Raw genomic sequence first — 19,787 nt, 5'->3', positions numbered from 1 at the left:
GGTTCACTAAATTATTAGAATAATGGGTGCAGATTTTAGCTTGTTTTTGTGAGTGGTCAAAAACAGTTGATCTAGCCGTACGAAGGATAAAAGGAAAATATTATGAGTGCAATGGGGCGTCGTGACCTGTTAAAAGGGATGTTTGGGGTATCAGTGGGGATGGTCGGTATGTCGGCTTTAAATCCTTTGTATGCAAATGGATTAGCAGAGTTTAAAGGTCCTGACGTACCCGATGTGGATGCGATAAAAGTGACGGATCGTTGTTATTATATTCCGGCAATGGGTTCAGAACCGACACCTGACAACTACGGTATGTTCAGTAATCCTGGGTTTGTTGTAACCTCTGAAGGGGTGGTTGTAATTGATACAGGAAGTTCGGTGCAAATTGGTGAAATGGTTTTGCGTCAGATTAAAAAAGTGACTGATAAGCCTGTCGTTAAAGTGATCAATACTCACTACCATGGTGATCATTGGTTAGGAAACCACGCTTTTGTAGCGGCGAATCCTAATGTCGAAATTTATTCTCACCCTGCGTGTCAAAAAGTTTTAAAAGCAGGGCAAGATAAATTCTGGTTTAGTTTTATGCAAACGAATACAGATAATAAAATCACTGGAACGGTGATTACCTTACCGACCAAATCTTTAAATGGCGGCGAAACAATCAAAGTTGGTGATACGACATTAAAGATTCACCATTTTGGTAAGGTGCATACCGAGTCTGATATCGCAGTTGAAGTCGTGACTGATAAGACAATGTATATGGGGGATATGGTAATGCGCCGTGTTGCGAATATGGCAGACGGTTCTTTTGTAGGGTCTATCAAAGCGCTGAGTGAAGTTGAAAAGATGCCGGTTGATAACTTTATCCCAATGCATGGTAAGCATGAAGGGGTTCAGTTGATTAAAGATGGAAAAGACTTTATGGATATTCTCTATACGAAAGCAGGAGAGTATTACGAAGAAGGTCTATCAGATTTTGAAATGAAGCCTAAAATTATGGCAGAACCTTTTATGAAAAATGTTGCGAGTCAGTGGCCAGGATATGAATCCACAATCGGTAAATTTATTGTGGTGGCCATTCAAGAGTATGAAAAGAACTTATTTTAATGCTTGAATTCAATTGATTCGGTCTTGAAAACCGACTTATTAAAGTCGGTTTTTTTATATCTTAATTTTACGATTAAGCCAAAAAATCTAATACTTTATCGAGTCCGCCACGGTTGATTGCCACATCTGATTGCGCTTGAACGGTTGGTTTTGCATGATAAGCGATGCTTAAACCCGCTTCATTCATCATCAACAAGTCGTTGGCACCATCACCAATGGCAATGGTCTGATCGAGATCAATACCTAATTCGTTACAGATTTCTTGTAAAAAAGCCGCTTTGGCTTCGGCACCGACGATATCGCCTTGGACTTTCCCTGTTAAGCATTCGTCTTTTTCATCTAACACATTCGCTCTAGCATAGTCGAGTTTTAGTTGTTTTTTCAAACGGTCAGTGAAAAAAGTAAAGCCTCCAGACACCAATGCAAAGGCGATGTTTTTTTCTTTAAGTCCTTCAATCCACGTTTCCGCACCAGGGTTTAAAAACAATCTTTCATCGAATACTTTTTGTAAAGCCGATGTGCTGAGGCCTTTTAACAAAGCAACGCGCTTGGTCAAAGAGGATTCAAAATTGAGTTCACCGCGCATAGCTGCTTCGGTGATTTCGGAAACCTGGGGTTTTAAATCCATCATGTCTGCAATTTCATCAACGCACTCAATCCCGATTAGAGTTGAATCCATGTCACTGATAAGGAGCTTTACGTCTGCAGCATTAAAATGCTCAGGAAGGATGTTCATATCAATGGATAATTTTTCTGACAGTTCAGCGACTTTTTCGGCAGAGCATTCCTCTACAGTCACGCGAAAATGATTGTTTACTTTTTCAGGAACCGCTAGGGCGCGCTTGATCTGGTTACTTTGTTCGAAGTTTAAAGCATTTTCATGAATAATAATTGTCGTCATTTAGCGGAATCCATTTTTTGAGAGGGCACTATTTTAGTCTTTGAAAGCAGATCCTGCAAAGTTTGCTTTTTGGGTGACAAAAAAAGCCCAATCCAGCCAACCGGAAAAAGTAAGATGCCCATAATGAATCTAAGGTTGGCGTTGTGACGCGTCATGATGTAATCATCTTGCCGTATCAGTCTTAAATGCCACACTCTTAAACCGGGTGTTTGTCCATTTAGAACCCAAAAGTAGGTCAGGTAAACATAAGTGATAGCCAGTAAGTAAACCTGAAATGAAAGTAGGGCAACAGGTCTTTCATGAAACCCTGCCCCTTGCCAGATGACAAACGGAAGGGTTGCCACAAACCAAACAGCACAAAGCAATAAGAAGTCGTATAGGAACGCAAAGAGAATTTTGAATGATTGCATAGAACTAAATTGAAAACTCTATTTTCTGTAAAGGTAGAATAATAATCTATTTGGTAGATTTTCTCAGTAAGATATACATAATTTCATAATGAATTGGGGTGTGTTATGAATCTTCAAGATGACGGTCTTTCTTGGGTTTGGTTGTTGAGTGGTGGATTAATTTATCTCTTGGCAATGATTTGGAGTTTACGAACCGCGCCTTGGCATAAAGTTTTAGATAAAGAGTCACAGCATGTTTTTCTGGCGGTGACTGTTATTGTTTTTCTTTTATGGAACTCCGGGGCTTCGATTGGCAGTGGACTGACGTTTCATTTATTGATGGCAGCGTTGATGACTTTAATGTTTGGTGCACAGTTTGCAATGATTTCAATGAGTCTAGCACTATTAGGTGTGACGATTCTAGGCAATGCAGGGTGGTTGGCTTTTGGGTTGAATGCTGTTCTGATGGGGGTGGTTCCGATCTTGATTGTTTGGTGGATTGCGATTTGGGCTTATCATCATCTGGAGCGTAATTTCTTTGTTTTTATCTTGTTGAATGGTTTTTTGGCGGCAGGTGTGGCATCTATTGTGGCGTTAGTGCTTTCCGCAGTGGTGATGACATGGAGTGGGGTGCAGTCAATTGAAACACTCGAGCAGTCTTTTATACCTTATATTCCGTTGATGGCTATTCCAGAAGGGTTTACTAATGCAATGTTATTATTAGCTTTGGTTTTGATGAAGCCTGAGTGGGTGAGCTGTTTTACGGATGAGCAGTATTTGGATGGCAAGTAAGAACGGTAGACATAAAAAAACCGCCAGGTCTGGCGGTTTTTAATAATGATGAAACGGATTATTTAGTCCAAGCTGGCTTTAAGTCCGCATATTCCTTCATTTGGTGAACTTCTGCTTTAGCTGTTTTAAGAGCTTCGTTCGCATATTTCATAGCGGCTTTATCATCGCCTTTTTTCTTAGCTTCTTCAGCTTTTGCAATGTAATGGTCTACATAAGCTTTTTTCATTTTCTTTTGCTTCCAAACATAACCATTTTTCTTAGCAATTGCATGTGTAGATGATGCTTCAGAAATGACACTATCATAAGATGATGCCGATTTAGATTGGTTACTTGAACATGCGCCTAAAGACAAAGTTGCAACAACAGCAGCACTCACTAGTAATTTTTTCATGTATATCCTCCAAGTTGAATAAGCTTATTTTATTAAAATTCTTAAGCCTGGACTTATTCTAATCATATTCTCGCACGAATAAAAGTTAAAAAACGTAGTTTTTATATCGTTTTTTTACAAATTTCGTATGGGTGTATAACTTATTAAGTTTACCCGGACGCTGTCAATCCTTATAATGTACACTATCACGTTAAAAATCGTATTTTACTTAGGTTTTTTATTTAAAAAACGTTTATAAAGCAATGTTTTTATTTAAAAATTTAGTATTTTCTTTGCTTTGAAGGTAAACGAACAAAAAATACTAATTGACCTATAAATTTTATAAAAGGTAGAAGAATATGCGCATCCTGCAAGAAGCCCTTACATTTGACGATGTTTTATTGGTGCCAGCACACTCGAATGTGTTGCCATCTGATGTTTCATTAAAAACTCGTCTAACCCGTAATATTGAATTGAATATCCCATTTGTTTCGGCTGCGATGGATACGGTGACAGAGGCGCGTTTAGCGATCTCTATGGCGCAAGAGGGTGGTATCGGGATTGTTCACAAAAACATGACAATCGCAGAACAAGCAGATGTGGTCACAAAAGTTAAAAAATATGAGCACGGTGTAATCTTGGAACCGATCACGGTTCAAGTGAATGATACGGTTCAGCAAGTGCTGGAAAAAACAAAGCAAAACCGAGTCTCTTCTGCTCCTGTCATGGATGGAGAAGATTTGGTCGGCATCGTGACCAGTCGTGATTTAAGATATTTAGTTGATTTGGCACAACCGGTTTCTCAAATTATGACCCCAAAAGATCGTCTAGTAACGGTGAAAGAAAAAGTGAAACGTGAACAAGTTTTAGAATTGTTGCACGAGCATCGTTTAGAGCGACTACTGGTGGTTGATGATAATTTTAAATTAAAAGGCATGATCACTGTTAAGGATATGGAAAAATCTTCAGAGCATCCTTTTGCCTCGAAAGATTCTAATGGGCGTTTGCGTGTTGGAGCAGCGGTTGGAACCGGTGCTGAAACGTATGATCGTGTTGCTGCTTTGGTCAAAGCTGGCGTGGATGCCATTATTGTTGATACGGCACATGGTCATTCACAAGGTGTCTTGGATAAAGTGAAGTGGGTTAAAGATAACTATCCACAAATTGATGTCATTGGCGGTAATATCGCGACAGCAGAAGCTGCTCTTGATTTGGTTAAAGCGGGTGCTGATGCGGTTAAAGTTGGGATTGGTCCAGGGTCGATCTGTACAACGCGTATTGTTTCAGGGGTCGGTGTACCTCAGTTAAGCGCGATTGCGAATGTTGCTGAAGCCCTAAAAGACAAAGGGATTCCGTTAATTGCAGATGGCGGGATTCGTTTCTCGGGTGATGTGGCTAAAGCCTTGGTCTCCGGTGCATCAGCTGTGATGTTAGGGAGTATGTTTGCAGGAACTGAAGAGTCTCCTGGCGAAGTTGAATACTATCAAGGTCGTGCCTATAAATCTTACCGTGGCATGGGATCTTTAGGGGCTATGTCACAGAAAGAAGGATCTTCGGATCGTTATTTCCAGTCGTCAAATGCAGCTGATAAGCTCGTACCAGAAGGTATTGAAGGGCGAGTGGCTTATAAAGGGGCTTTGGCACCTATTATTCATCAGCTAGTGGGTGGTATTCGTTCGAGTATGGGGTATACCGGTTGTAAGGATATTCAAGAGTTTAATACCAAACCTTATTTTGTCCGCGTATCTGGGGCAGGTATGGCGGAAAGCCATGTACACAATGTCCAGATTGTTAAGGAAGCGCCAAACTACCGAGTTTAATGCATTTTCACAACTCAAATTTTTACTGCAAAACACACGATTACTTTATTTTTACTGGATAACTTATGTCACAACACAACATTCATGAACATCGCATTTTAATTCTAGACTTTGGGTCACAATATACTCAGTTGATCGCTCGACGCATCCGAGAGCTTGGAGTGTATTGTGAAGTAGAGCCATGGGATATTGATGTTGAGGATATTGTTAAGTTCGGTGCGCGAGGCATTATATTATCTGGTGGTCCTGAAACAGTAACGGGGGATGATGCCCCTGTTGCGCCTGAAAAAGTATTTGAACTAGGGGTACCTGTTTTAGGGATTTGTTATGGAATGCAAACCATGGCAGAGCAGTTAGGCGGTAAGGTTGTGAACGCCACGGAGCATGAATATGGTTATGCGCAGGTTCGAGCACATGGCCATACCAAATTGCTTAAAGATATTGAAGATCATGTGACTCCTGAAGGGTATGGCATGCTTGATGTTTGGATGTCACATGGTGATCGTGTTGAGGCCATGCCGGAAGGATTTAAGTTGATGGCGTCTACTGGTAACTGTCCAGTTGCCGGTATGGCGAATGAAGAAAAAAACTTTTATGGAATTCAATTCCATCCTGAAGTAACCCATACCACACAAGGTCAGCGCATGATTGAGCGTTTTGTGGTGGACTTGTGTGGTTGTGAAAAACTTTGGACCACTGAAAATATTATTGATGACAGCATTGCTCGTATTCGTAAACAGGTTGGTTCAGATGAGGTTCTGTTAGGACTCTCTGGTGGTGTTGATTCTTCCGTAGTGGCTGCCTTATTGCATAAAGCGATTGGTGAACAGCTGACATGTGTGTTTGTTGATCACGGCTTGCTGCGTCATCAAGAAGGGGATCAGGTGATGTCCATGTTTGCTGAAAACATGGGGATTAAAGTGATTCGCGTGGATGCAGAAGAGTATTTCATGAATGCGCTAGCAGGTGAAGCTGATCCTGAAAAGAAACGTAAGATTATTGGTCATGCCTTTATTGAAATGTTTGATCAAGAATCGGCTAAATTGACTGGTGTAAAATGGCTGGCCCAAGGTACTATTTATCCTGATGTGATTGAGTCGGCGGGCTCTAAAACAGGGAAAGCGAAAGTGATTAAATCGCATCATAATGTCGGTGGTTTGCCGGAAGATATGAAGCTGGAATTGCTGGAGCCTTTAAGAGAATTGTTTAAGGATGAAGTACGCAAGCTTGGCGTGGCATTAGGGTTACCTTCTGATATGGTTTATCGCCATCCTTTCCCTGGGCCTGGTCTTGGGGTTCGAATTTTAGGAGAAGTCAAAAAAGAATATGCGGATATTTTGCGGTTGGCTGATCATATCTTTATCGAAGAGTTAAGAGCCGCGGATCTGTATGATAAAACCTCGCAAGCCTTCACCGTCTTCTTGCCAGTGAAGTCTGTTGGTGTGGTTGGTGATGCCCGCCGTTATGATTATGTGGTCTCGCTTAGAGCTGTTGAAACGATTGATTTCATGACGGCTCGTTGGGCGCATTTGCCGTATGATTTCTTAGAAAAAGTCTCTAATCGTATCATCAACGAAATTCCTCGGATTACACGAGTGACGTATGATATCTCTAGTAAACCACCTGCTACCATTGAGTGGGAATGATTTTAAAACGCCTCTTAAAGCACCCGCTCTAAGAGGCGTTTTTATATACACCTCGCATTTTAAATATGATGACCGTTTCTGAATTGCTTTCCACTGCGGATCAAGATCACTTTTGGATGAATCATGCCTTATCGTTGGCAGAAAAAGCCGAGCAACAAGGTGAAATTCCGGTTGGCGCGGTGTTGGTTAAAGGAACTGAGCTCGTCGCAGAAGGATGGAATCAAACCATTCAAAGTCATGATCCCACTGCACATGCCGAAGTGATTGCTTTGCGAAAGGCGGGGCTTGAAGTGGGCAATTATCGTTTAAATGATTTAACACTTTATGTGACGTTAGAACCTTGTCCGATGTGTGCAGGTGCAATGATTCATGCACGAATAAAAAGATTGGTCATCGCGGCCAAAGATTTTAGAACAGGCGCTGCAGGTTCTCTCATCAATTTGGTGCAAGAACCGAGACTAAATCACCAAGTTAAAACAGACTTTGGTGTTTTGGAATCTGAAGCCAGCGAAATGCTCAGCGGATTCTTTCGAAAAAGGCGGCTTGAAAAGAAAGAAGCCCGCCAAAAGTCGCTTGAATCGTGAAACAAATACTTGCCACTTATTTGAATAAATGCGAGTATAACTGCTACTAAAAGAATAATGACAAAAGCAAAAATTAATCGCAAATAGGTTTTGCCGAATTATGCAAAAAAGTGTGGATCCAGCTGAAGGAATAACAACGTATAAGATTTTACCGGGTGAATTTTACGTTACAAAAGATAATGAACGTATTGAAACCGTGCTGGGTTCTTGTATTTCTGCTTGTGTCAGAGACCCCGTTACAGGTGTAGGGGGGATGAATCATTTTATGCTGCCAGTCGATAAAAACGCTACCGGCGCTTCTGAACTTTCGGATGCGAATCGCTATGGCAACTATGCGATGGAAAATTTAGTCAACGCATTGCTTAATGCAGGCGCCAAAAGAGAGCGGCTTGAATTCAAATTATTTGGTGGTGGACGGATTATGAGTTCAACCACTAATATCGGTTGGTACAATATTGGCTTTGCTTTTGATTATATCTACACCGAAGGGTTTAAAATTGTTTCGCAGGATATTGGTGACGTCTATCCGCGAAAAATTTTATATTACCCAAATTCGGGTAGAGTCAGAGTTCGGCGTTTGAATGCGATGCATAACCAGTCATTAGCCGCTGAAGAAAGCCGTTATATTAATACTATTGGATCAAAGCCTGTTGAGGGTGATGTAGAACTTTTCTGAGGAAACCACACTTATGGACATGATGGAAACTTTTCGCCAAACTTATCTTGAAGAAAGTTTTGAAGGGTTAGATGTGATGGAAGCAGGTCTTTTGGATCTGTCTCCAGGAACACCTGATAATGAAAAAATTAACGAAATTTTCCGTGCAGCCCACTCGATAAAAGGTGGTAGTGGTACTTTTGGGTTTACTGAGATCATCGATTTCACGCATGTTCTAGAAACACTTTTAGATGAGATGCGCGATGATCGTAGGGATGTCACTCAAGAGGCAACTGATACTATGTTACAGGCAGTCGATGTGCTTAGAGACATGATGACACGATTGCAGAATCATGAAGAAATTGATGAAGTGCGCGCAAGTGAAGTTCAGAAAGATATGGAGACGATTCTGAATGGCGGCAGTTCAGAAAGTGAATCGGAGCAGCCTGCTCCCGAATCTCAGGTTTCAGAAAATACTCAAATAGCTTCTCAATCCTCATCTGGTTCTTGGGTAATTGATATTGTCCCTGAAAAAGAATTATTACAGACAGGTAACGAGCCGATTCGAATTTTCCGAGAATTGGAAACTTTGGGTGATATTTCTGTTTCTGTGGATGATTCGGCGTTACCAGATGTAGCGGATCTGAATCCTGAAGATTTACATTTAAAATGGCAAGTGACGCTGACGGGTGAAGGCATTGATGAAGAAGATGTCAAAGAAGTTTTTGAATGGATCGATGGTGATGGTGCTGAAGTCACAATTACTGCGCCAGCAGTAACGGCTGATTCTTCAAGTGAGAATGCTGAGTCTACCCCGCAACCTGCTCAAGATACGCCTTCTGCAGAACCTCAAACGACAGCTACGCCTCCAAAACCAGAAGCGAAGAAGTCAGCGCCGGCTGCTAAGCCAGCGCAAGCTGCTAGTGCTCCTAAACAGGATAGTTCGATTCGTGTCGATTTAAGTAAAATTGACCAACTGGTGAACCTGGTTGGAGAACTCGTGATTACGCAGTCAATGTTGAGTCAGTTCGGAGAACAAGCTGAGCATAATGAAGATTCTGATTGGGCAGATAAGCTCAAGGAAGGGTTAACCCACCTTGAACGACATACTCGTGACCTACAAGAAAGTGTTATGAATATTCGTATGTTACCGGTGAGTTTCGCCTTTAATCGTATGCCTCGTATTGTGCATGACGTCAGTAAAAAATTAGGTAAATCCATCAACTTGGTCATGGAAGGCGAAAATACAGAGCTGGATAAAACCATGTTGGAAGCCTTGACTGATCCGTTGGTCCATATCGTCCGTAACTCGATAGACCATGGTGTGGAATCACCAGAGGTTCGAATGGAAGCTGGTAAGCCAGAAACTGGCACAGTCAAAATGGCAGCCTTTCATCAAGGCGGCAATATTCTGATCCAAATCACCGATGATGGTGCCGGGATCAATGCTGATAAAGTCAGAGAAAAAGCCATTGAGAAAGGGGTGATTGAAGAAGATCATAAAATGTCTGAAGAAGAGATTATTGATTTGATTTTCCATCCAGGTTTCTCTACCGCTGATGTGATCAGTGATGTTTCTGGTCGAGGTGTGGGCATGGATGTGGTGCGTCGAAATATCCGTGGTCTAGGCGGGTCTGTTGAAGTTAAAACGGTTAAAGGGGAAGGTAGTGTCTTTACAATTCGCTTGCCGTTGACATTGGCCATCCTAGATGGGCAATTGGCGAAAGTCGGTTCAGAAACGTATGTTTTCCCATTGGTCTCAATTGTTGAATCTATTCAGGTTGATAAATCGTTAGTGAAAGGCATCGCAGGGCAAACGGAGCTGTATAAATTAAGAGATAATTATATTCCGGTTATTCGTCTTCATCAAAAGTTGGGTATTAAAGATGCCAGATCAGACTTGGAAGAAGGGCTACTTGTTGTTGTTGAAGATGGTGGAAAACGTGCCGGTATTTTCGTTGACGACTTGCTTGGACAGCAACAGGTCGTTATTAAAAGTTTAGAAAGTAATTTTATGAAAATTAAGAGCATTGCCGGAGCTACTATCTTAGGCGATGGTACAGTTTCATTGATTTTAGATGTGACTGAAACTTTGGCCTCTCATAAGGGCGGTAATCTTCAGTCAAACGCTGCTTAAACATTAACGATAATAAAAAGAATAAGAGAGTTCTATGCCATTCGCATTAGGTGCAAAAGAAGTTCAAGAAACCATAATGGTTTTAAATTTATCCGTTGCTCAAATTGAGTTGTCAATTTCAGAAGGGGATAATTCAGTTAATACTTTGATTGATTCATTTACTTATATGTCAGAACACATTGAAGCGATTGAACTATCCAGTCAAAAGATTGCTGAGATGTCGAATGAAGTTGAAGGTATCGCCGAACATAACCAGTCCTTATTAGTTCAAACCAATGACTTGGCTCAAAAAATGCAACAAGCCATTATCGCGTTTCAGTTCTATGATAAGTTAAGTCAACGATTAGATCATGTTTCTCATGGCTTGTCAGGCCTGGCTGAAATTGTGTCGCATGAAATGCATGCCAAAGATGAAGCTCAATGGAAAGCTTTTAAATCTGAAGTCCGTAAAGGGACGACGATGCGAGAAGAAGAGGAATTGTTTGAATTGATTTTTGATCAGGAAAAACCTGCTGAAGAAGCAATCGAAATTATGAAGGGTCGAATGCGCGATAGAATGAGTTCTGCGGAAGAAATTGAAGAAGAGATTGAGTTTTTTTAAAAGTTAAACAGTTTATGAATTGAGTAAGTAAAGCGCCTTATTAGGCGCTTTTTTTATTCATTCAGAAAAATATATTAGCAATTTACGATTTTCTTAATTTGACCATAAAAAAATTGAATTTTTAATCCATCAAAAAATTTATAAAAATAGAGGTCCTTTTAAAAAGATAAATGGATACTCTACATGAAAATTAAGTCTCTTTGGTTAGCAGGTTTGCTAACGGCTTCTTTAATGGCATCTTCAGCATCAGCCTTTGCAGCTGATTATATGCCTTTTGTTTTGGGGTCAACATCTTCTGACTCTGTTTCAGTTGTGGCTGATAAAACGAAATCTACGTTGACTGAAAATGGATTTGAAGTGGTTGGTACTTATAAGCCAAATGCTGATACAGAAGTGATTATCGTGACCAATGAAGCGTTAAAAAAACTGGCTGCACAGTCTAAGAATGGTGGTTTCGGTGCGATGGAGCGTGTATCGATCGTTAAGCGTGGCGGTCAAACTGAAGTTTCTTATACTAACCCTGTGTATATGTGGAATGTTTATCGCATGGAAGGGAATGTTGAACCGGTTCAAGCTGCGATGGAAAAAGCACTTGGAAAGCAGAAAGAGTTTGGTGCAGAGTCAGCTTTAAGCGCAGAAGAATTAAGAGAATATCACTATAAATTTATGATGCCTTATTTTGATGACATCGATGAATTGGCAGAATATGACTCTTATGATGAAGCCGTTAAAACAATTGAATCTGGATTGGCAGCTGGTAAAGGTGGCGTTACAAAAGTTTACCGTATTGATATTCCTGGTAAAGAGATGTCTGTTTTTGGTGTGACTTTTGCCAAAGGAGAAGGGGCGGATAAAAATATCTTAGCGCAAATTGATCAAAATGGCGCATCGCATGCTGCTCACTTACCTTATGAAATTTTGGTAAATGGTGATGAAGCACTTGCTCTAAATGGTAAATTCCGTATCGCGATTAACTGGCCAAGCCTTTCTATGATGGGATCGGGTAGTTTTATGTCAATTGCAAATGCACCTGACGAAATCAAGTCTGCGTTAGAAGCTGCCACGGAAAAATAAGCTAGAAACAACTTGGTTTATGTTTTAGAAAAGCACCTTTTTAGGTGCTTTTTTTGTTTGAGGTGGATTAAAGAAAAAAATTATGGTTTTTACTTGAAAATAGCCAGGCCTGTCCCCATTTAGAAGTTAACTTTTTCAATGGTTATGTTTAATAACCGTTTTACCCATTCGTGATTTTATGCTTAAACGTTAAGTTAAGGAGAAATATTCAATGAGCCATACGGAAACTCATGCATTTCAAACTGAAGTGAACCAGTTGTTAAAACTGATGATTCATGCCCTATACAGTAATAAAGAAATTTTTTTAAGAGAGCTGGTTTCAAATGCTTCTGACGCACTGGATAAACTACGTTTTGAATCGGTTTCGAATGATGCTTTATCTGAAGGGGAATCTGACCTAGCGATTGAAGTCGGGTTTGATAAAGAAGCTAGAACCGTATCGATTATTGATAATGGGATCGGGATGACGCGTGATGAGGTGATTGAAAACATAGGGACAATCGCTAACTCCGGAACGAAAAAATTCCTTGAAAATATGACGGGCGATCAAGCGAAAGACAGTCACTTGATTGGGCAGTTCGGAGTTGGTTTCTATGCGTCTTTCATTGTTGCGGATAAAGTGACTTTGACCACTCGTAAAGCAGGAGATGAAAAGTCTGAAGGAACGCGTTGGGAGTCGACAGGGGAAGGCGAATATACGCTTGAGACCGTCGAAAAAGAAGTAAAAGGGACTGAAATTACACTTCATTTGAAAGAAGACATGGATGAGTTCTTAGATGATTTCAGATTAAAAAACATCGTCACCACGTATTCTGACCATATCAATTTCCCCATTAAAATGTGGCAAGTTAAGCTGGATGAAGAAGGCAAAGAAACTGAAGAAAAAACGCTAGAGCAAGTGAACAAAGCCACAGCGATTTGGACACAGCCTAAATCAGAATTGTCGGATGAAGATTACAATAATTTCTATCAAACGATTTCTCATGACTATGAGAACCCTCTGGCACATATGCATAATAAAGTAGAAGGGACTCTGGAATATACTTCCCTACTTTATCTTCCTAAGAAAGCGCCGTTTGATTTGTACGATAGAGATCGCCGTTATGGTTTAAAGCTTTATGTTAAGCGTGTCTTTATTATGGATGATGCTGAGCATTTAATGCCGACCTATTTACGTTTTGTCCGCGGTGTCATTGATTCAAATGATTTACCGTTGAACGTTTCACGTGAGATTTTACAAAGTAACCGTGTTGTGGATAAGATTCGTTCTGCGTCGGTTAAACGTGTATTGGATCAGTTAGCTAAGCTTGCGAAAGCTGAAGATCAATCGGACTACGAAACTTTCTGGGATCAGTTTGGTAACGTCATGAAAGAAGGGGTTATCGAAGACTTTGCGAATAAAGATAAAATCGCAAATTTACTTCGTTTTTCTTCTACGCATGACTCTTCAGGACCGACTCAGCGTGTGTCTTTACAAAACTATATTGATCGCATGGGAGAGGATCAAGAAGCGATTTACTATATTACCGCCGATACCTATGCAGCGGCAACTGGAAGTCCGCATCTTGAAATGTTCCGTAAGAAAGGGATTGAAGTCTTGTTACTGACCGATCGTATTGATGAGTGGTTGGTCTCTCACCTGACGGAATTTGAAGGGAAGCAACTTAAATCGGTTACGTCGGCAGATTTAAAAGAGTTTGATGAAGAAGCAGAAAAAGATCTATCTGAAGAAGACAAAAAAGCGCGTGAAGCTTTAACTGAAAAAGTGAAAAAGGCGATTGAAGATCAAGTATCAGATGTGAAAATCACCCTTCGTTTAACGGACTCTCCAGCTTGTGTGGTCTCTGCGGAAGGCGATATTTCAGCTCATATGGCTCGTATGATGGAGCAAATGGGGCAGGCGATGCCAAAACAGAATCCTGTATTAGAGCTGAACCCTGAGCATGCTTTAGTGAAAAAGCTAGATAGCTTGGAGGACGAGTCAAAAATTAAGGAGTGGTCTTTATTCTTGCTGGAGCAAGCGCAATTGGCAGAAGGGGATCAATTAGAAAAACCAGCTGACTTTATTAAACGAATGAATGTGTTATTAAGTGAAGTGATTTAAGACAGCTCGTCTTATTGTATTTCACTAAGTAGAGTGAAAAATAGTAAAAGCCTCAACTTGTTGAGGCTTTTTTTTAGAATTCAGTATGAAACTGAAGCCCTATATTTTGGTCGAATTTGTCAGAATAGGCGCTGATCTTGAGTTTATTCACATTAAGGTAAATCCCTTTTGCAAAATTATCTTGTGATTCATTAAGCGTTTCACTCTGATAGTATAATCTGCCGTCCCCTACCGATCGTGGAAGGGTCATATCGATATTCAGGTCGGATATGGTATATCTTCCAATCATCCCTGCCTGTACGTGTTGAGATTTCAAAAAATCAAGTTTTAAAAAAGCTGCCTTTTGATTTACTGTCATGGTTTCGAATAATGCGTCGCCTTGATATTTTTCAACGGAATATTCAATACCGGTTTTAATAAGGCCGGATTCAATCGTAGCTCTTATTCCATTAGCGATGCGGTTATTAGCACCATAAAAAGCATTTGTGTGGTGCTCGGTGGAAGCAAAATATTTTACCCCCATATTTTTATATTGAAATGACGTGATAAACCCGGTGGCATCCTCTAAAGAAGAATTTATCTTCTGACTGTTGTATTGGTTCATTGCGTTGGTACTAAACCCAATTTGATAATCTTCTGTTGTTAGCAGAATGGTTTCAAGTGTTCTATTTTGCGAAAACAGGTTATAACCGAAACCATTAAATCCTAAGACAGGACTATCAACATTATAGTGTGTGGTTTGTTGTCTAAAGCCGAGCTGTATACCGTTTTTTAAATTCATAATACTCACTGGAGCAGGCATGACGGCTTCAATAAGTTTTTGAGAAAAATAGGTTTCAGGCGGTGATGTTTGCGTCGCAAAAGTGGCTTCAAAATCTCGGTGATATTGATCAACAAAAGCAGCATCAAATTGTAAAGTGGAATACCCAGCAGGTAAGGTTATGGACGCAGCCTCAAGTGGGAGAGTTGCATTTTTGATGTCAAAACTGGCAATGCCAACAGGAGAATAGGCCGCCTCTAAATCCACCATGCCTTGTCCGTGAGTGGCTGGAGAATAATAGGGAATATTTTTATTGGCGGTATCCAGTAGTATTTGCGCTAGGTCATTAACCCCCGTGGTTGACCAGCGTTGTTTCATTAACGCCAAAGCACCTGAAACATTCGCGGTTGCGCCAGATGTTCCGATGGAAATACCTCCGACAATTGTGCTGTCTCCTGGTGCCACCAAAAAACGGCTTTGATATTCGACGCTATTGCCTGGTGTGTTGGAATAAGAGGCCAGGGTTGCATCAAGGTTGACGGCGCCGACAAATAGGATGTTGTCCGGTTGTAACACAACGATATCCGCATAGTTGGTTTCATTAATGGGTGCATCAAAATCGATTCCTTGATTGCCTGCAGCATGAACAATCACCGTATTGGTGGCATCGATTTTATCGATAACGGTTTTTAATGTATTTCCGAATGAATCGCTACTATAGGCCTTTGGGAAGAGAATCGGGGACTGTGAAAAAGAGAGATTGACGATTCGAGCATTATGGTCTATGGCTCAGTTGGTTGCCATGACCTGGTCGCCTGTGTCGGTATAGCCGTCTTTTGAAATCACACCATGGATCATCGTAGCCCCTGGTGCAAGCCCAACAGATTGAGAGCCGATGATTTCAGATATGTGTTGTCCGTGATTGTCTCCGCCTGAGTCATAAGTATAAGTCGCTGACGTTTTATTCAACTGGTCGTCATAACGTTGGTTTTCAAGTAGAGTGACATCAAAATCAACCTTGCTAGGATCTTCAATACCGGTGTCTAACACTGCCACTGTTACGCCGGAGCCATCATAGCCATTATCCGACCAGATCGCTGATTTAATGAGTTCTTTGTTATCAGCAGCAACTGGATAATAAGCTGGTGATGTCGGAACCGTACCGGAAGAGCCTCCGCTGCTACAAGCCGATAATAAACTCAGACTACTGAGGCAGACAAGAAGAATAGTCCAAGCTCTCTTTTTATTGGTGTTCATAAAAGAGAATCCTTTAAGGCGAACAAATCATAATGTAGTTATTGTATCTGTTTGTGAGACACTTACACATTAAGCTTTATTTATCGTCGCATAACACGCAGCGCTCGTGTTTTATTTTATGTTGCTGATAATCCAGAATATTTTCAATAGTAGTTTGGGTAATATTGGTTAAAGCTTCTTGAGTAAAAAATGCTTGGTGGCCGGTAATTAACACATTTGGAAAGGAGACTAAGCGTTCAAACGCATCATCTTGGATGATTTCTTCCGAGTGATCCTCAAAGAACAAGTTTTCCTCCTGTTCATAAACATCAATGCCCAAGTACGCGATTTTTTCCGATTTAAGTCCGGTAATTAAAGCATCCGCATCCATCAAAGCGCCACGGCTGGTATTAATGAGCATGACGCCATTTTTCATTTGAGCAATGGCTTCTGCATCAATGATATGGTGTGTTTCTGGCAATAACGGCATATGCAAAGAGATAATGTCGCTTTGTTGATATAAAGTCTCCAAAGAGACGTATTCCGCGCCATATTCAATCGCTTGTTGGTTTGGGAAAGGGTCATAAACCAATACGTTCAATCCTAGACCGGTTAATATTCGGATCATTTCTAAGCCAATACGGCCTGTTCCCATAATGCCAGCCGTTTTTTGAAACATATCAAATCCCAGCAATCCTTCAAGCGCAAAGTTACCGTCTCTGATGCGGTTATAAGCACGATAGGTTTTTCGATTCAAGCTCATCATTAACGCCAAAGCATGTTCAGCCACCGCCATTGGAGAGTAAGCAGGGACGCGTAAAATCGTAAGACCATGCTGTCGAGCGGCTTCAATATCCACATTGTTAAAGCCTGCGCATCTTAATGCAATAAGTTTGACACCGTATGATTCTAGTTGTTGAATAACCGCTTCTGATAGATCGTCATTTACAAAAACACAAATGGCTTCAAACCCTTGTGCAAGTGGAACCGTTCTGTCAGATAAATGTGCTTCTAAAAAGACAAATTCAATAGGGTGAGATTCACTGTGATAATCAAAAAACTTTTTATCGGTTTTGGTTGCGCTAAAGAAGGCTATTTTCATACTACTTTCCTTTGTCATTGATGCGCCGGTTGAGCGGTTTGATAGCACTCGATATCCTTTTAAGACATCATTTGGAGAGCAAAGACGCTATCATCTTGTTTTTAATCTCAAAAAACAGCCAGGCCTGGTCGTTTTTTACCCGAATTTATGCCACAATAGCGCTCAATTTTATCTCGCTGTCTTTTCTATTGGCACAGCACTTTATATCTTTAAGGATTTTGTTTTGATTTCAACTGCAAATATTACCATGCAATTTGGCGAAAAGCCGCTTTTCGAAAATATCAATATTAAGTTTGGTAACGGTAACCGTTATGGTCTGATTGGTGCGAACGGTTGTGGGAAATCAACCTTTATGAAAATCTTGGGGGGCGACCTGACGCCATCAGCCGGTCAGGTTATGTTGGACCCAACGGATGTTTTGGGGAAATTGAAACAAGATCAGTTCGCTTATGAAGCGTATTCAGTAGTGGATACGGTCATTATGGGTGATACGCAGCTTTGGGAAGTCAAAAAAGAGCGTGATCGTATTTACAGTTTGCCGGAAATGTCAGAAGAAGATGGTATTAAGGTCGCTGAGCTGGAAGTGGCGTTCGGTGAAATGGATGGGTATACCGCTGAGTCACGCGCAGGTGAGTTACTGTTGGGGCTAGAGATTCCAGTAGAACAGCATTTTGGGCTGATGTCCGAAATCGCGCCCGGTTGGAAGCTTCGTGTTTTGTTAGCGCAAGCGCTGTTTGCCAACCCGGATATTTTGTTGCTGGATGAACCGACTAACAACTTGGATATTAACACTATCCGTTGGTTAGAAGGGGTGTTGAATGAACGTAAGAGCACCATGATTATTATCTCGCATGACCGTCACTTTTTAAACTCAGTTTGTACTCATATGGCTGATTTAGATTATGGTGAGTTGCATATTTATCCAGGTAATTATGATGAATACATGTTTGCATCCACTCAAGCACGCGAACGTTTGCTTTCAGATAATGCAAAGAAACAAGCTCAAATCAATGACCTTAAAAGCTTTGTGAGTCGTTTCTCTGCGAATGCATCGAAAGCAAAACAAGCAACGTCACGCCAAAAGCAATTGGATAAAATTGAACTGGAAGAAGTTAAACCTTCTAGTCGAGTTAATCCGTTTATTCGCTTTGAACAAGACAAAAAGCTATTCCGTTTGGCGTTAGAAGTTGAGCATTTAACCAAGTCATATGATGAACTAAGCATCTTTAAGGATATGAATATGATGCTTGAAGCGGGTGAGAAACTGGCTGTTTTAGGGCCTAATGGAGTTGGTAAAACCACCTTTTTGAAAACTTTGGTGGGGGATACGGACATCGATTCAGGTAAAGTGAAATGGTCTGAGAATACCCAGATTGGCTATTATGCTCAGGATCATGCGCATGACTTTGAAGAGGATTTAACACTGCTCGATTGGATGTCACAATGGAAAGCTGAGAAAGATGACGAACAATCCGTTCGCGCGGTATTGGGAAAGATGCTGTTCTCTCAAAAAGAAATCGATAAGTCGGTTAAAGTCCTTTCCGGGGGCGAGCAAGGTCGCATGCTGTTTGGTAAGCTAATGCTACAAAAACCGAATGTACTGATTATGGATGAACCCACCAACCATTTGGATATGGAATCGATTGAGTCTTTGAACCAGGCGTTGGAAGAGTTTGAAGGCACGGTGATTTTTGTCTCTCATGACCGTGAGTTTGTATCCTCTTTGGCAACGCGTTTATTGTTGATGTCGCCAGACGGCGTTGATATCTATCAAGGCAATTATGAAGCTTACTTAGAAGAAACGGCATAAAGCACTCTGAAACTGTTTTAGTGACTATAAAAAAGCCGCAATCATGGCATCATGATTGCGGCTTTTTTGTTTTGCATAAAATAAATGTGCTTTAGCTTTTATTTTTGAGCGCCTGGTGGATATTGTGCCAACAATTTTTTAACCACTTTGTTGACCAACTCAGTGGTTTCCTCTGAACTCAAGTGATCTTCCAGATAAGTGGTGCTGGTTCCTCTCCAAAGCAGCTTTTGGTTGGTGTCTAAAATGTCGACCACCAATCTACCTTCTTCGTATTGTTCCACATCTGGGGATGTCTGGAAGCCGATTCCACCAAAACTTCCTCCACCAAAGGTACCAAAGCCAATAGAGGTGCTAACAGGTTGAGAACGGATTTTAGATTTGGTGCCAATATGATAAGTAATAAACGCATCAGGATTTTGAGTGACAAACTTATAGTCTTTTGCTTGCATTTCATTGGTAATCGCATTTTCAACACGTTTGGCAATTAATGGATTTTTCTCAGCAAAATCGGATGCTTTAGGGTCTATTTGTTTATCGTTAGGTACCCATTGCAACGTTTTTATGCTACCAAAATTAGCTTTATCATCATAGTCTTGGCTCACTTGAATGCCAGAACAGCCACTCAATAGAGTCAAAATAGATAATATCCATACAACGTTTATAATTTGTTTTTTCATACGAAAGAATCCTTTTTTGGTT

General features: G+C 40.8%; 16 protein-coding genes and 1 pseudogene. 11 read left to right on the top strand and 6 right to left on the bottom strand.

Translation table 11 applies throughout. The features are described from left to right. The first annotated feature begins 102 nt into the window (after positions 1–102). Positions 103–1,107, top strand: coding sequence for an MBL fold metallo-hydrolase (locus P8629_RS04145; protein WP_278164732.1), 1,005 nt, complete (start codon positions 103–105; stop codon positions 1,105–1,107). A gap of 73 nt (positions 1,108–1,180) precedes the next feature. On the opposite strand, the gene serB is transcribed toward P8629_RS04145, so the two are convergent. Both serB and P8629_RS04135 read right to left on the bottom strand, forming a co-directional pair. Further along, positions 1,181–2,008, bottom strand: coding sequence for a phosphoserine phosphatase SerB (serB, locus tag P8629_RS04140; RefSeq protein ID WP_278164730.1), 828 nt, complete (start codon positions 2,006–2,008; stop codon positions 1,181–1,183). Beyond that, positions 2,005–2,418 carry an RDD family protein gene (locus P8629_RS04135; protein WP_278164728.1) on the bottom strand — a complete coding sequence of 138 codons (414 nt, stop codon included), beginning with the start codon at positions 2,416–2,418 and terminating at the stop codon, positions 2,005–2,007. The genes serB and P8629_RS04135 overlap by 4 nt, the downstream gene beginning before the upstream one ends. A 105-nt stretch (positions 2,419–2,523) precedes the next feature. Between P8629_RS04135 and P8629_RS04130 the strand changes: the two genes are divergently transcribed. After that, on the top strand, positions 2,524–3,189 hold the full coding sequence (locus tag P8629_RS04130) for an energy-coupling factor ABC transporter permease (protein WP_278164726.1): 666 nt from the start codon (positions 2,524–2,526) through the stop codon (positions 3,187–3,189). A 58-nt stretch (positions 3,190–3,247) separates the two neighbouring features. Here the strand turns inward: P8629_RS04130 and P8629_RS04125 are convergent, their stop codons facing one another. Continuing rightward, positions 3,248–3,580, bottom strand: coding sequence for a hypothetical protein (locus P8629_RS04125; protein WP_278164724.1), 333 nt, complete (start codon positions 3,578–3,580; stop codon positions 3,248–3,250). 338 nt (positions 3,581–3,918) lie between these two features. On the opposite strand from P8629_RS04125, the gene guaB reads away from it, so the two are divergent. The 8 genes from guaB to htpG all read left to right on the top strand — a co-directional run bounded on the left by guaB (position 3,919) and on the right by htpG (position 14,180). Next, entirely contained in the window at positions 3,919–5,379 is a 1,461-nt protein-coding gene (guaB, locus tag P8629_RS04120; protein WP_278164722.1) for an IMP dehydrogenase, read from the top strand. Between the two features lie 65 nt (positions 5,380–5,444). Next, entirely contained in the window at positions 5,445–7,025 is a 1,581-nt protein-coding gene (guaA, locus tag P8629_RS04115) for a glutamine-hydrolyzing GMP synthase (RefSeq protein WP_278164720.1), read from the top strand. A 65-nt stretch (positions 7,026–7,090) separates the two neighbouring features. After that, positions 7,091–7,609, top strand: a complete 519-nt coding sequence (tadA, locus tag P8629_RS04110) for a tRNA adenosine(34) deaminase TadA (RefSeq protein WP_278164719.1) — start codon at positions 7,091–7,093, stop codon at positions 7,607–7,609. A gap of 100 nt (positions 7,610–7,709) precedes the next feature. Next, the gene (gene cheD, locus P8629_RS04105) at positions 7,710–8,285 is read left to right on the top strand and encodes a chemoreceptor glutamine deamidase CheD (RefSeq protein ID WP_278164717.1); all 576 of its coding nucleotides are present in this window, start codon (positions 7,710–7,712) and stop codon (positions 8,283–8,285) included. 13 nt (positions 8,286–8,298) lie between these two features. After that, entirely contained in the window at positions 8,299–10,401 is a 2,103-nt protein-coding gene (locus P8629_RS04100) for a chemotaxis protein CheA (protein WP_278164715.1), read from the top strand. 34 nt (positions 10,402–10,435) lie between these two features. After that, positions 10,436–11,002: a hypothetical protein gene (locus P8629_RS04095; RefSeq protein WP_278164713.1), complete on the top strand. Its 567-nt coding sequence runs from the start codon at positions 10,436–10,438 to the stop codon at positions 11,000–11,002. 183 nt (positions 11,003–11,185) lie between these two features. Beyond that, a complete protein-coding gene (locus tag P8629_RS04090; protein ID WP_278164711.1) occupies positions 11,186–12,076 on the top strand; it encodes a hypothetical protein in 891 nt (296 codons plus the stop codon). A gap of 211 nt (positions 12,077–12,287) precedes the next feature. Beyond that, positions 12,288–14,180 (top strand): molecular chaperone HtpG, encoded by a 1,893-nt coding sequence (htpG, locus tag P8629_RS04085; protein ID WP_278164709.1) that lies wholly within the window; start codon positions 12,288–12,290, stop codon positions 14,178–14,180. Between the two features lie 73 nt (positions 14,181–14,253). On the opposite strand, the pseudogene P8629_RS04080 reads toward htpG, so the two are convergent. Then, positions 14,254–16,197 (bottom strand): annotated as a pseudogene (locus P8629_RS04080) (S8 family peptidase). Between the two features lie 76 nt (positions 16,198–16,273). Then, positions 16,274–17,278, bottom strand: coding sequence for a 2-hydroxyacid dehydrogenase (locus tag P8629_RS04075; protein ID WP_278164707.1), 1,005 nt, complete (start codon positions 17,276–17,278; stop codon positions 16,274–16,276). A 223-nt stretch (positions 17,279–17,501) separates the two neighbouring features. Here P8629_RS04075 and P8629_RS04070 point away from each other — a divergent pair, with 223 nt between their 5' ends. Beyond that, positions 17,502–19,088 (top strand): ABC-F family ATPase, encoded by a 1,587-nt coding sequence (locus P8629_RS04070; RefSeq protein ID WP_278164705.1) that lies wholly within the window; start codon positions 17,502–17,504, stop codon positions 19,086–19,088. A 98-nt stretch (positions 19,089–19,186) separates the two neighbouring features. On the opposite strand, the gene P8629_RS04065 is transcribed toward P8629_RS04070, so the two are convergent. Next, positions 19,187–19,765: a DUF4136 domain-containing protein gene (locus P8629_RS04065; RefSeq protein WP_278164703.1), complete on the bottom strand. Its 579-nt coding sequence runs from the start codon at positions 19,763–19,765 to the stop codon at positions 19,187–19,189. Between the last annotated feature and the right edge of the window lie 22 nt (positions 19,766–19,787).

The organism is Hydrogenovibrio sp. 3SP14C1 (assembly GCF_029625905.1).
GTDB lineage: Bacteria > Pseudomonadota > Gammaproteobacteria > Thiomicrospirales > Thiomicrospiraceae > Hydrogenovibrio.
Note: the sequence above shows the minus strand (reverse complement) of the source record. Positions and strands in the feature narration are given on the sequence as shown.

Excerpts from the sequence above, each read along its gene's own strand:
- P8629_RS04145 (WP_278164732.1), top strand. The coding sequence starts at position 103 with ATGAGTGCAATGGGGCGTCGTGACCTGTTAAAAGGGATGTTTGGGGTA.
- serB (WP_278164730.1), bottom strand. The coding sequence starts at position 2,008 with ATGACGACAATTATTATTCATGAAAATGCTTTAAACTTCGAACAAAGT.
- P8629_RS04135 (WP_278164728.1), bottom strand. The coding sequence starts at position 2,418 with ATGCAATCATTCAAAATTCTCTTTGCGTTCCTATACGACTTCTTATTG.
- P8629_RS04130 (WP_278164726.1), top strand. The coding sequence starts at position 2,524 with ATGAATCTTCAAGATGACGGTCTTTCTTGGGTTTGGTTGTTGAGTGGT.
- P8629_RS04125 (WP_278164724.1), bottom strand. The coding sequence starts at position 3,580 with ATGAAAAAATTACTAGTGAGTGCTGCTGTTGTTGCAACTTTGTCTTTA.
- guaB (WP_278164722.1), top strand. The coding sequence starts at position 3,919 with ATGCGCATCCTGCAAGAAGCCCTTACATTTGACGATGTTTTATTGGTG.
- guaA (WP_278164720.1), top strand. The coding sequence starts at position 5,445 with ATGTCACAACACAACATTCATGAACATCGCATTTTAATTCTAGACTTT.
- tadA (WP_278164719.1), top strand. The coding sequence starts at position 7,091 with ATGATGACCGTTTCTGAATTGCTTTCCACTGCGGATCAAGATCACTTT.
- cheD (WP_278164717.1), top strand. The coding sequence starts at position 7,710 with ATGCAAAAAAGTGTGGATCCAGCTGAAGGAATAACAACGTATAAGATT.
- P8629_RS04100 (WP_278164715.1), top strand. The coding sequence starts at position 8,299 with ATGGACATGATGGAAACTTTTCGCCAAACTTATCTTGAAGAAAGTTTT.
- P8629_RS04095 (WP_278164713.1), top strand. The coding sequence starts at position 10,436 with ATGCCATTCGCATTAGGTGCAAAAGAAGTTCAAGAAACCATAATGGTT.
- P8629_RS04090 (WP_278164711.1), top strand. The coding sequence starts at position 11,186 with ATGAAAATTAAGTCTCTTTGGTTAGCAGGTTTGCTAACGGCTTCTTTA.
- htpG (WP_278164709.1), top strand. The coding sequence starts at position 12,288 with ATGAGCCATACGGAAACTCATGCATTTCAAACTGAAGTGAACCAGTTG.
- P8629_RS04075 (WP_278164707.1), bottom strand. The coding sequence starts at position 17,278 with ATGAAAATAGCCTTCTTTAGCGCAACCAAAACCGATAAAAAGTTTTTT.
- P8629_RS04065 (WP_278164703.1), bottom strand. The coding sequence starts at position 19,765 with ATGAAAAAACAAATTATAAACGTTGTATGGATATTATCTATTTTGACT.